Genomic DNA, 12294 nt, shown 5'->3' on the forward strand with positions numbered 1-12294 from the left:
AACTTTCAAGATTTTATAATAAACCAACATGACGTTGTAAAGTATGCAACCTTAAATAATTTGTCAGGAACTAATATTGAATACGTAAAATAATATAGTTTTGGAGGTTTTATATGATGGGAATACAAGAATTAATTGATAAAGGTTTTTGGGCATTTATTATTTCAGGAATAATTTGTTTTATCATCTTCCTAATTTACTATTTTCTTTATAGAAAAATTCAATATAAGTTTACTAGGTTAATGGGAATCTTTAACATGGCATTCTTTATAGGCATATTTTTCGCAGGTGTATTTGTCTTATTAGATTCTTACAAGATTTATAAAGAAGATTCCGCACTATTTTCAAGTATTGCTGCAACTTCCACAACTTTAATTGCTATTGGACTTTCATTAGCATTATCATCTTCACAGAGTTTGGAAAATGAACTTGCATTACGAGATTTATCTGGAAAAATATCACAGGATATACTAAAATTATTATTTAACCAATCCTCCCCACAAGCAATTAGAGACCAATTAACGGAAAAAACAGCTCATAATCTAACGTCAAAGATTAATTCGAATTCTATTAAGAAGGCAATAGCAAAAGAAGTTGTTAAACAAATGGATTTAGAAGGACTTAAGAAAGAAATAGCCAAAGAAATAGCTAAAAAAGAACTTGGATAAATACATGCAAATGGTTGAAGAACTGACAGGTATAGGTTTAAATCGAAGTTGAAAAATTCTAAAAAAAATTAAGTGAATACAAGTAGCACCAAGATAAATGGGTTAAACAATTTCATTAAAAAACTATTGAATAAACCTTTAATCTCCGCAGATGTCCAAATTAATGTGCAAATAATAGGAAAGTAAATTACCTTATAGACCAATGGATTTGTATAAGTAGCGCGAATATGACAAGAAGAAAATAATGAAGAATAAAAAGAAACCTTAATTAAGAACAATTAAAACAATAGGAGTGGTAGAAATGAGAATTGGTGAATTCATAGGCAAATTCACAAATCATCCTGTTCTTTTTATTGGTACTGGAATGAGTCTCAGGTATATAAATAATTCATTTACTTGGGATGGTTTACTAGGATATATATGTAGAGAGTTGAAGGGTAATAATGAATTTTTTTATGATTTAAAGTTTAAATATCATACCAATGGTGAGTATGATTATCCTAAGATTGCCTCAGATATTGAAGATGTATTTGAAACTGAATTGCAAAGAGATAGAAATGGGAAATTTAAAGAAATAAATGATCTTTTCTATGAAAAAATATAGAAAAAGATATAAATATTAGTCGATTTAAATTATTTATTACTGAGTTATTAAAAGATTACTCACTAAAAGAAGAGAAAAAGGAAGAAGTATTGGAATTACAAAAAGTTAGAAAAAACATCGGTTCGGTAATTACAACTAATTATGATACATTTATTGAGGATATTTTTGAATTTAAACCCCTAATAGGCAATGAAATATTATTAAGTAATCCATATGGTGCAGCCTATAAAATTCATGGTTGTGTAGAGGATCCGGGTAAAATAATTATAACAGATAATGATTACAAAACTTTTAATGAGAAATATGAATTAATTAGAGCACAGCTATTATCTTTATTTATCCATAGTCCAATTATCTTTTTAGGATATAACTTAGGAGATAAGAATATAAAGAGTATTTTAAAGACTATATTTACTTATATTGATACGGGTTCAGAAGTGGCAGAAAAAATAAGAAATAATTTTTTGTTGGTAGAATATGAAGAGGGTTCATCTAACACTGAGGTTGTTGAACATGATATTGACATAGAAGGAATAGCAACAATAAGAATAAATAAAATTAAAACGGATAATTTTAAAGAAATTTACGGACACCTGGGTAATTTAAGTCTCCCAGTATCGGCTATGGATATTAGGAAGGTTCAAAATGTTGTAAAAGAAATATATGCAGGTGGAGATATTAAAGTTAGTATTACTGAAGATATAGAAACCTTAAAGAATGGAGAGAAAATCTTAGCAATAGGTTCCCTAAAGACTATTAAATATGAATATCACACTGCAGAAGAAATGATGATAAACTATTTTAAATTAATTGAAGAGTCAAATCATCAATTATTAAAGTTGGTAGAGAAACATAAAATACAACGAAATCAGTTTTTTCCTATTTTTGGTTTCAGTCAAGTACAACCAGAGATTTCTAACTTTGAACAACTTAGGGAAATACAATTAGGTAAAATAAAAACAATAGAAGAGCTTGAAGAGCTAGGTACTACACACATAATACTATTGATTCTATACTAAATGACGTTACTATTGCAAATTCTAATAAAGTACGGGCTATTGTAAAAGGAATCCTTTTTAATCGGTTACAATTACAGGATTTAGAACAGTATTTAAAAAGCTTACCAAATAAACGGAATACAGATTATAAAAAGTTGTTGTGTGTTTACGATTATAAAAAATATGCAGAAATACCTGTTTTGCAATAATAACATTCAATTACATTTTTTTATAAAGGATATTTTAATTATTTTGTTTGAACATACTACTATCTCTGATTACTAATAATAAGAATATTCCTGTAAAAGATGCATATTTTCTAAATGATATTTGGAAATTGTTCTATTTGTACAATAAGAATCTTCTACTATAAGGTAACCACTACTACATCATTATGTCTGCCATCAACACTCAAGCCATGTGGAATGTGTGAACAACCGTAAAAGTCTAAACTACTTGAAATTGCTAACATTTTGCTAACGCAATCCAGTAAAAAACGATAAATTCACGTTAAAGATATAACAGACAGATATTAACAATACCTTGATTTACCGCACTTTTCACACACAGCGTGTAAGATATTACACACTCTCATCTTAGGGGCGGCATGATGTAATAAGCCGCTTTACCCCTTGATATATAAGGGCTTTTAGATGATTTGCTAACAAAAAGGTAACATTAGGTAACAAATATTAAAGAGGCTTCTCATTAGTCATTAGACTTTTGAGAGGCCCTTTTTTATTTAATCAAATGTTTGATGAAAAAAGTAAAAAAGAATATTTGATCTATATAATAATGGAACAATATGTGAAACAAGAAAATTCGGGGAGTGACAGGCACGACCCTTAGCAACCTATTTTGTAGGCAATTGAACGACCATTTGCCAACAAAATTCTATAAAGTATAATATGAGGATAGAAAAATACAGCAAAAGGAAGAACTCTTGGTTATTTTTAAACAAAGTCACCAGTCCCTTTTATAGTTGAAAATGATTAAGTTAAATAGTAAGTCGAATTTCTTAACAGGAGGGGAAAGATGAAAATTTATGTGGATGCAGATGCTTGTCCGGTGAAAGATATTATTATTGCGGAAGCAAGGGATGTTGAAATTCCAGTAATCCTTGTTACAAGCTTTTCTCATTTTTCTAATGCAGAACAGCCATCAGGAGTGAAAACAATTTATGTTGATTCTGGAGCAGATGCTGCAGATTATCGGATTGTAAAGTTAGTGGAAAAAGGAGATATTATCGTGACGCAAGATTATGGTCTAGCGTCACTAGGTTTAGCAAAAGGAATTATCGTCCTCCACCATAAAGGATTTAGATATACAAATGAAAATATTGACCAATTATTACAAACACGTTATTTAAGTGCAATGGCTAGAAAAAGCGGACAGCGAACAAAGGGACCAAAGCCTTTTACAGCAGAAGACCGGGAGCAATTTAGGGATCTTTTTAAACAGGTTATTTCTCGAGAAAAATAAAGCGAAACTCAGAGATTCAGAAAGGAGATAAATATTTTGAAGTATTTAAAATCGCAAATGCAACAATTAATTAAGGAAAATAAAGAACTGCATACACGCTTTAAAGAACTGAAGTCTGAGCATGGTCTTGAGAAAAACAATGCCCTCAAGGCCTTGTACCATTCAGAAGTTGCGGATGGAGGAAAGTATCAGGTAGCTTACCAAGCACTTGATCAGCCCAAAAAGTAGACTCTTATATCTTATTTATACTTACAAAAAATGCTGTTATAAACTCTGTATGGTTATAAGTGAATTAAGGTAGTGACCAAAATATGAAGTTGGTTGCTACGTAGTACAAGGATACGATTTATTAAAAAATGATATTCAAAACCTCTTGACGTTTCTATATGGTAAATTCGTTAATAGCAAGTTGTAAATTTCGTGGTCGTAACCTGGCTAACAAATTGCTAACATTTTGCTAACGCAATCCAGTAAAAAAGAATAAAAACTCGTTAAAGATGTTACAGACAGGACTTAACAGAACATTGATATACTGCACTCTACGCACACCAGGTAAAAGATATTTCATACTCTCACCTTAGGGGCGGTTTGATGTAATAAGCTGCCTCACCCCTAACATAGAGGTTTTAACGGAGGCTTCTCAAAAGTTGAGTAAACTTTTAAGAAGCCTCTTTTTTCGTGTCTTCCATGACCTGGAGCTTCAACTTTACGCATGAAGTAACTACCATTTCACACTGAGGACCGTTTGTTGCCAGGTTTTATGGCAACAAGCATAAGTGCAAAGTGATCTAGCTGATTCGATCATCCTGACGTTTAGATAGGGTCAGAATGACTAGCAGAGAGTCTCGTGTTGACCCAAGCAATACCATAGATTTCTTCATTAGAGTACTTCAAAGATTACTTCAAAGAAAAAAATAATATGTCCTCATCCTATCAAATTCCATCAATACAGTATAAATATTTTTTAAATAACCTATCCTTTTTCCGATTTTATTCATATATAACAGGTGAAGGAACGTAAACCAATCGGTGGGCTGCTCGTGGCTTACGACTGAGTCAAGTTCCTTTTCATACATCCATTAAGGGAGAGATTCAGTTGAGCAGGTTATTAATCAATGAAAGTCCGGTCATGATCATTCCTAGTTTGGCAGCTAAGATTGGATTAAACGAGGCAGTGGTATTGCAGCAAATTCATTATTGGCTTGGGATCAGTAAGCATCATATGGAGGGGAGAACCTGGGTTTATAATACATATGAAGATTGGCAAAAGCAGCTGCCATTTTGGTCCGTGAGTACGATTAAGCGGACGATTCGCTCGTTAGAGATGTTAGGCTTACTTCTTTCTGAAAATTATAATCAGATGAAAATGGATAAGACCAAATGGTACAGCATTGATTATGAAAAACTGCAGGAGTTTGAAGATAGCCTGCCCGAGGGACAATCTACCCCTCCTATAGAGGAGATAGCACCTGAGAAGGAGGCAAAAAAGACGCAGGAACCTGCAATCCATTCTCCTGTGAAAACGGAGATTCCCTATGCTGAAATCATTGGCTATTTGAATGAGAAGACGGGAAAAAACTTTAAACTCAATTCGATTAAAACAAGGGAGCTGATTCAGGCTAGATATCGAGAAGGTTTTTTGCTTGAGGATTTTCATCGAGTGATTGATAGGAAGTCAGCGGATTGGCAGTCTGATCCTGTTTGGAATAAATTCCTGCGGCCGGAGACCTTGTTTGGGAGTAAATTTGAATCGTATCTCAATCAGCAGGAACCTAAGAAGAGACTGACGGAGGAGGATTTTAACTTTGATGACTAAGAAAGAGATTTATCAGTTAATGGTTCTCATTCAAGCCTATTATGAAAATTTTCAATTTGATCAACATAAGCTGGATGCCTGGCATATGGTCCTGCAAAAATATTCATATGATAAAATGCATGAGAGTCTATTGAAATATGTGATAGATTCACCGCATGCTCCAAAGATTAGTGATTTGGTCCAAAGGGTGCGCGAAATCCCTGTTATGTTCGTACTCGATATAACTGCAGGAGAAGAAGATTGATAGGGAGTATGCCAGTCCCAATCACTCCATGAAAATTCTTGTATTCTAGATTTGTTACATAAGAGTTTTCTTCGACAATTAATTTTTCTAGAAAAAGGGTAAAAGCTTGGCTTAAAAGGAGTTACTTCACTTTTAATCAAACGATTAGTTAGTATACCATCGTGTCTGTACTTGTGAGAATTTGTATTTTTCTAGTTTCTATTGTTGGTTTTTAAGTTAATTCCTAACAGCCATAAATTTTATGCGACAATTAATTCACCAGAAAACAACCTAATGTTCGCTTAATAAAAGAGCTTTCCCACAATTTAATCAAACATTTAATGAGTTGAATCGGATTTAATTAAACGTTTGATTAGAAAAGCGTTCATTGCTTTTAAGCCTGTGTTTTATCTTGTTTTAAACCAAGAATATTGTCGTGAAGAGGATCTAGTAAAAATGGTGGAAAGCTTTGTGGGGAACTAAAAGAAAAAGGTCTCCCATCAGTTTTGAACTGCCCTCTGTCAGGTAGACACTTGAAATAAATAAACTATACTTTCGGTTTTAGCCCATTTCATGGAGCTAAGGCCGGTTCATTTTTTTTAAAACCTTTCATGAAGCAGTATGGCTTCATCAATATTGTTCTTCAGTTCCTCAGTCCTATTTTTCAGTGACTAACCATTTTGTTTATGTTTCCTATACTGCAAAGGAGAAATCCCTGTTGATTCTTTAAAAACTTTTGAAAAATAATTGCTATCATTAAACCCGCAATCAAACGCTATTTGCCTGACAGAATGATTGGTCGTTTTTAACCTATTTTTTGCGTTGTTTATTCTAGTAATCTGTACATACTCTTTAAAGCCAAATCCTGTCGTTTTAAGAAAAAGTCTCGAAAGATGGGCTTTGCTTAAATGAAGCATATCAGACGCAGAGTCTAATGTGATGGATAAATGATAATTCTCATTAATGAAACGGATCAGTCTTTCTATAGTGGGGTTTGCAGTGTTCTTGCCATCCAACACGAATTCTGAACGATTTCTAATGAAATAGGAAAGTAATTGGATGAAATAACTTTTAATAAGGTCAGCGGATAAATCATCATTTTTACTCATTTCTTCTCCCATCATCAAGAAAAGTCTTTTAATTAGCTCCGGATTTTGTGGTCTATATAGACAATTCTCAAAAAGATGTCCCATTTTCCAAATGTAGTCTAAACCTATATATTCCTCTGTAAAGTTAATGACGGCCCGCTCATAACTCTCCGAAATATAATGATTCTTATGTAATGTTCCTTTAGGAATAAAAAGCAGCTCCTGATTAGAAACAGAATACGTTTTATCTTTTACAAAACATTCACTACTGCCGGAAATAAGAAAATAAATTTCATAATTATCATGATAATGATAGCTGGTTTCAATAATCGTTGAATTAGAATAACCGAATTGAATTTCTGATAGAGGGCTATCAATCTTCTGCGGCATTTTATTTTCCCTCCTAAAATTTCTCGTTAAAAACAGCAAATAATTTAAGAAATGATATCTGAATATCAATAAAGTCAATGAAATCTATATAAATATGATATATGGTTAAACCGATAGTAACATAAAACTTATTTCAGGTTGATAATTTTTTCAATATCTCAATATATAAGGATGATTTAGGTCATGGATATCAAGTTTGCTCCTGCAAAAACGGCTTCCGTTTCAGGGTATGTTTCATCACTTCGCGGTGATTTCACGCTGGCAGACAAGGCAAAAACTCCCGTTATTTATGTGGACTTGGCGGATGATAGGGGTGTTATTCGTGCGGCCAAGGATCTATGTACTGACATAGCCGCTGTCACCAACATAATAACACCAGAAATACAGAATAGGGATGGGTCCGAAGCTGATGTCATCATAGGCACAATTGGAAAAAGCAAAGCAATCGATAAACTTATTTCTATGGGGAAATTAAATGTATCCAATCTGTCAGGCAAATGGGAAAGTTTTAAAATACAAATCGTCGATCAAACGCTTGTCATTGTTGGTTCTGATAAACGCGGAACGATTTACGGCATATATGACTTATGTGAAAAAATAGGGGTATCCCCTTGGAAATGGTGGGCGGATGTTGTTCCGGGCCATGCGGATGGACTTTATATTAGTCTTGATGTGCCTTATATGGAAGGCGAACCTTCCGTAAAATATCGCGGAATCTTTATCAATGATGAATATGCTTTTAACAAGTGGGCTGTTAGCAAGGGTGATTCCGATTATATTGAAACCTATAAGCACATCTATGAACTGTTACTCCGATTAAAGGCAAACTTTATGTGGCCTGCAATGCACGAGTACTCGCCGTATTTTCATAAAAGCCCTGAAAATGCTGCCAATGCTGATATGTATGGAATTGTCATGGGGTCATCACATTGTGAAATGATGCTAAGAAATAATGTTAGTGAATATTTCGGGTTTGAGGCAAGATGGGAAAGCGAAAACCCGGAAAAGGCATTATACAAAAAGAAATTGGCTGATTCTCCGACTCCATGTGCCTATGTTTATGTTGATGCCCATCCAAAAACAGGAGAACGTGTATATAACAAGGAATTATTGCAGGCATACTGGCGTGAAAGTGTTGAACTCTATGGTTCTTATGAGAATTTGTATACGATCGGGATGAGAGGCCTTCATGATGCCACTTGGAGTCCGGAGGGTGCCGTAACGAATGCCGAAAAAGCTGCGTTACTAGAAGACATCATAGCTGTTCAGCGCGGCATTTTTGCTGATGTGCTTCATAAAAAGCCGTCGGAGGTACCGCAGCTGTTTATTCCTTACAAAGAGATTCAGGAGATTTACGATTCTGGTATGGATGTACCCGACGATGTAACCTTGATGTGGACCGATGATAATTATGGGTATATCAGACAACTGCCAACAAATGACAATCGAGACAGATCAGGCGGAGCAGGGATCTATTATCATGTTTCTTATCATGGGAGTCCGAATAGTTATATCTGGTTATGTACGACCCCACTCTCCCTCATACGGGAAGAAATGTCGAAAGCATATGACTACGGTGCAAAACAGGTATGGGTTGTGAATGTGGGTGATTTGAAGCCGGCCGAGAAGCAAATAGAGTATTTTCTTGATTTGGCCAGAGATGTACAAAAGATAAGAAAAACAGATTTACAGGACTATATTTCTCACAAAGCCATTCGTGATTTTGGTTTCAGCGAAGATACAGCTATGGAATATGCCGATATTGAACTTCACTTTCAAGAAGCCGCCTATGCAAGAAAACCGGAGCATTTCGCATCAGACTTATTTCATTACGAGGCCTTCGGTGATGAGGGACAACGATATCTTAACAAATATCATGCTTTAGTGGAGCGTTCGGAAGCTCTTTATCAAGAACTCGATGAAGCAGTAAAGCCAGCATTCTATGAATTGCAGCTTTATCCATTGACCGCTAGCTATCATACCGCCAGGAAATATATTTGTGCTGATAAATCCAATCTGTATGACAGTCAAGGCAGAGGCTCTGCAGCGAATCAATATGCGAAGGCTTCCGAGGATTCGTACTATAGGATTGTAGAAGAAACCAAAAGGTATAATTCATTGTTGGACGGTAAGTGGGATTTAATCATGGACCCGTTCCAGCCCTATTTTAGATCAAGGCGTGCCAAGTTATCCAATTTACTTCAAACGTCTTCTGCTATAGAAGTAGGATATGCTGCGTTAGGTGTCACATCAGAAAAGGACATGCATTTCTCGGGGTATGCAAAAGATATCCGATTTTTGGATATCTATAATACAGGCAGTGGTTACCTTGATTGGAAAGCCACGGCTGAACATGACTGGATTCTATTTAACAGGAATTCTGGCACCGTTTATAGTGACGATCGCATCTGGGTTGGAATCAATTGTGATGAAGCACCGCAGGGTAAAACAACCGCCACTGTGACAATTACACATCAAATAGGTGGAAAGGTTATAAGTGTAAAGGAAATTCCTATTACAGTAACCAATACGGCTGTAGATTTGCCTGAAAAAACTTATACAGAGGCGAATGGCTATGTTTCCATCGAAGCAGAGCATTATTCCTCAATGACAGCAAACGGAGATTTTGCTTGGTTAGTGGAGAAGTATCTTGGCAGGAATGGAGACAGCATAAAGGCATATCCCAATCTTGCCCCTAGTGTAGCTGACCCTGATAAAACCAATTCTGCCTATGTTGATTACTATATTTACTTTGAATCCACTGGGACCTTTGAGGTAGATATCTATCGGATCCCTACACTTAACGAACGAGGAAGTGTAAGGTTTGCCATAGGAATCGACGACGAAACACCCACTATTCTTTCAGGAACAAGGGCTTATGTCAACGATTCACCTGGTACGGAGGGATGGGGCAAAGGTGTTTATGAAAACAATGAAACACTTACTACGACCATCACCGTGCCTGAACCAGGATTCCATACTCTAAGACTTTATTATGTCGACCCAGGAATTATAATAGATAAAATGGTCATTACAACGGGTCATAAAGAAAAGTCCTACTTTGGCGCACCTGAGAGCTATAATTCTACTTTCAACAGAAAATAAGGCAATCAATCAAAGGACTCGCAGGATAATAAACATGCTTCTCACAAGTTCACTGAACCTTTGGGAAGCGTTTTTTTATTTGGCTCTGTTTAATGAATATGATGTAGATTTTTTAACTCTGTTGATTGGAACAGAAAAGATTGACTCCCTCGGGGGTACGGGGCTGGGGAGACCCCGCATGCGCTCCCGCGCCGAGGAGGCTCCCCGGCACGCCCGCGGATTCGCTGAGCGCCTGGAGCGGAAATCAACAACCTAAATTTAACAGAGCGTTTTATTTTAATTACAATAACGCCTTATTTGTATAAAATATTGTAAAAATTCATATTTATCTAAAAAATAATTGATATAGCTTTCTGTCAAAATTATAATAAAACATAGGTTATTAAAATATTGATAGGGGGAGTTTCATGGTCGATCAAATTGTAAATACCATTAACGGATGGTTGTGGAGTCCAGTATTGATTGGTTTCATTGTTTTATGCGGTTTGTATTTTAGTTTTCGCACCAGATTCCTGCAAATTCGCCACATCAAACAAATGGTGAAACTGCTGGCATCAGGGAAAGGTTCCGATGAGGGCGTTTCTTCGTTCCAGGCCTTAGCGATGTCTTTATCAGGCCGTATCGGTGTTGGAAATATCGCCGGAACCGCAACTGGTATCGCTTTTGGAGGACCAGGTTCCGTCTTTTGGATGTGGGTCATTACCTTTGTCGGCGCCGCTTCTGCATTTGTAGAGTCGACACTTGCTCAAATCTATAAAGAAAAGCAGGATGGAGAGTACCGAGGAGGCCCGGCCTACTACATAGAAAAGGGACTGGGCTGGAAGTGGTTCGGTGTCGTCTTTGCAGTGGCCACACTAATTGCGATGGCTGTTTTAATGCCAGGAATCCAAGCAAATGCGATTGCAGATGGCGTACATAACGCTTTTGGCATTGACAAAACGATTACGGGTCTAGTGGTGGTCGTACTGCTTGCTTTAACTATTTTTGGCGGTGTGAAGCGGATTGCTAGAGTGGCAGAATTTCTCGTTCCGTTCATGGCAATCGGTTATCTGTTAATTGCCATCGCCATCGTCGTGATTAATTTTGAAAAAGTTCCCGAAGTATTTGGACTTATTTTTAAAAGCGCTTTTGGGAAAGAAGAAGTATTTGGCGGCATTATTGGATCAGCGGTCATGTGGGGAGTAAAACGCGGTCTTTATGCAAATGAAGCCGGTCAGGGTACGGGTGCTCACCCAGCAGCGGCGGCCGAGGTATCCCATCCAGCCAAACAAGGGCTTGTCCAGGCGTTTTCCATTTATTTAGATGTATTCTTAGTTGTGACATCGACCGCTATGATGATTTTATTTACTAATCAATACAATGTCATAAATGAGAAAACGGGTAAATTTATAACGGAAAACCTTAAAGGCGTTGACCCAGGACCTGGTTTCACTCAAGCGGCCGTTGATACAATCCTTCCAGGATTCGGACCAGGATTTATTGCGATTGCCCTGTTCTTCTTTGCTTTCACGACGATTTATGCTTATTACTATATAGCAGAGACCAATCTCGCTTATCTAGTACGTGGCAAACACAGAGGAAAGGCTTTTGTTTTGTTAAAACTCATCCTTATCGGTGCTACTTTCTATGGAGCAGTCAAAACGGCAACAACGGCATGGGCCATGGGGGATATCGGACTTGGCATCATGGTTTGGCTGAACTTAATTGCGATTGTCTTGTTATTTAAACCAGCCAGTATTGCTTTGAAGGACTATGAAGAGCAGTTGAAGCAAGGGAAAGACCCAGAATTCAATTCTTCTAAATATGGAATTAAGAATGCTGATTTCTGGAAAAATGGCTACGAAAAATCCAAAAAGAAGAAACAGAACGTTTCATGATGTAAAACTTTCATCCGTTTAGAGCTTCTACTAAAATCGGAAA

10 protein-coding genes are annotated in these 12294 nt (G+C 36.3%); 9 read left to right on the forward strand and 1 reads right to left on the reverse strand.

Features of this window, described 5'->3' with window-relative positions:
* Nucleotides 1-113 precede the first annotated feature (113 nt).
* The 7 genes from ACY8D0_RS22320 (at nucleotide 114) to ACY8D0_RS22350 (ending at nucleotide 5812) form a co-directional block, all read left to right on the forward strand.
* On the forward strand, nucleotides 114-668 hold the full coding sequence (locus ACY8D0_RS22320; protein WP_462412676.1) for a hypothetical protein: 555 nt from the start codon (nucleotides 114-116) through the stop codon (nucleotides 666-668).
* Between the two features lie 301 nt (nucleotides 669-969).
* Nucleotides 970-1272 (forward strand): hypothetical protein, encoded by a 303-nt coding sequence (locus tag ACY8D0_RS22325; RefSeq protein WP_462412677.1) that lies wholly within the window; start codon nucleotides 970-972, stop codon nucleotides 1270-1272.
* Between the two features lie 89 nt (nucleotides 1273-1361).
* Nucleotides 1362-2291: an SIR2 family NAD-dependent protein deacylase gene (locus tag ACY8D0_RS22330; RefSeq protein WP_462412678.1), complete on the forward strand. Its 930-nt coding sequence runs from the start codon at nucleotides 1362-1364 to the stop codon at nucleotides 2289-2291.
* A gap of 1014 nt (nucleotides 2292-3305) precedes the next feature.
* The gene (locus ACY8D0_RS22335) at nucleotides 3306-3752 is read left to right on the forward strand and encodes a YaiI/YqxD family protein (protein ID WP_462412679.1); all 447 of its coding nucleotides are present in this window, start codon (nucleotides 3306-3308) and stop codon (nucleotides 3750-3752) included.
* A gap of 36 nt (nucleotides 3753-3788) precedes the next feature.
* The gene (locus tag ACY8D0_RS22340; protein ID WP_462412680.1) at nucleotides 3789-3980 is read left to right on the forward strand and encodes a hypothetical protein; all 192 of its coding nucleotides are present in this window, start codon (nucleotides 3789-3791) and stop codon (nucleotides 3978-3980) included.
* A gap of 868 nt (nucleotides 3981-4848) precedes the next feature.
* A complete protein-coding gene (locus ACY8D0_RS22345) occupies nucleotides 4849-5568 on the forward strand; it encodes a conserved phage C-terminal domain-containing protein (protein ID WP_462412681.1) in 720 nt (239 codons plus the stop codon).
* Nucleotides 5558-5812 (forward strand): replicative helicase loader/inhibitor, encoded by a 255-nt coding sequence (locus ACY8D0_RS22350; protein ID WP_462412682.1) that lies wholly within the window; start codon nucleotides 5558-5560, stop codon nucleotides 5810-5812. The genes ACY8D0_RS22345 and ACY8D0_RS22350 overlap by 11 nt, the downstream gene beginning before the upstream one ends.
* A 650-nt stretch (nucleotides 5813-6462) precedes the next feature.
* Here ACY8D0_RS22350 and ACY8D0_RS22355 read toward each other — a convergent pair.
* Nucleotides 6463-7269, reverse strand: a complete 807-nt coding sequence (locus tag ACY8D0_RS22355; RefSeq protein WP_462412683.1) for an AraC family transcriptional regulator — start codon at nucleotides 7267-7269, stop codon at nucleotides 6463-6465.
* A 183-nt stretch (nucleotides 7270-7452) separates the two neighbouring features.
* On the opposite strand from ACY8D0_RS22355, the gene ACY8D0_RS22360 reads away from it, so the two are divergent.
* Nucleotides 7453-10374 (forward strand): glycosyl hydrolase 115 family protein, encoded by a 2922-nt coding sequence (locus tag ACY8D0_RS22360; protein WP_462412684.1) that lies wholly within the window; start codon nucleotides 7453-7455, stop codon nucleotides 10372-10374.
* Between the two features lie 407 nt (nucleotides 10375-10781).
* Nucleotides 10782-12251 (forward strand): alanine/glycine:cation symporter family protein, encoded by a 1470-nt coding sequence (locus tag ACY8D0_RS22365; protein ID WP_462412685.1) that lies wholly within the window; start codon nucleotides 10782-10784, stop codon nucleotides 12249-12251.
* Nucleotides 12252-12294 lie beyond the last annotated feature (43 nt).

It is taken from the genome of Neobacillus camarae (assembly GCF_054950115.1).

What these genes read in the sequence shown, in the direction of transcription:
- ACY8D0_RS22320 (WP_462412676.1), top strand. Translation starts at nt 114, where the DNA reads ATGATGGGAATACAAGAATTAATTGATAAAGGTTTTTGGGCATTTATT.
- ACY8D0_RS22325 (WP_462412677.1), top strand. Translation starts at nt 970, where the DNA reads ATGAGAATTGGTGAATTCATAGGCAAATTCACAAATCATCCTGTTCTT.
- ACY8D0_RS22335 (WP_462412679.1), top strand. Translation starts at nt 3,306, where the DNA reads ATGAAAATTTATGTGGATGCAGATGCTTGTCCGGTGAAAGATATTATT.
- ACY8D0_RS22355 (WP_462412683.1), bottom strand. Translation starts at nt 7,269, where the DNA reads ATGCCGCAGAAGATTGATAGCCCTCTATCAGAAATTCAATTCGGTTAT.
- ACY8D0_RS22360 (WP_462412684.1), top strand. Translation starts at nt 7,453, where the DNA reads ATGGATATCAAGTTTGCTCCTGCAAAAACGGCTTCCGTTTCAGGGTAT.
- ACY8D0_RS22365 (WP_462412685.1), top strand. Translation starts at nt 10,782, where the DNA reads ATGGTCGATCAAATTGTAAATACCATTAACGGATGGTTGTGGAGTCCA.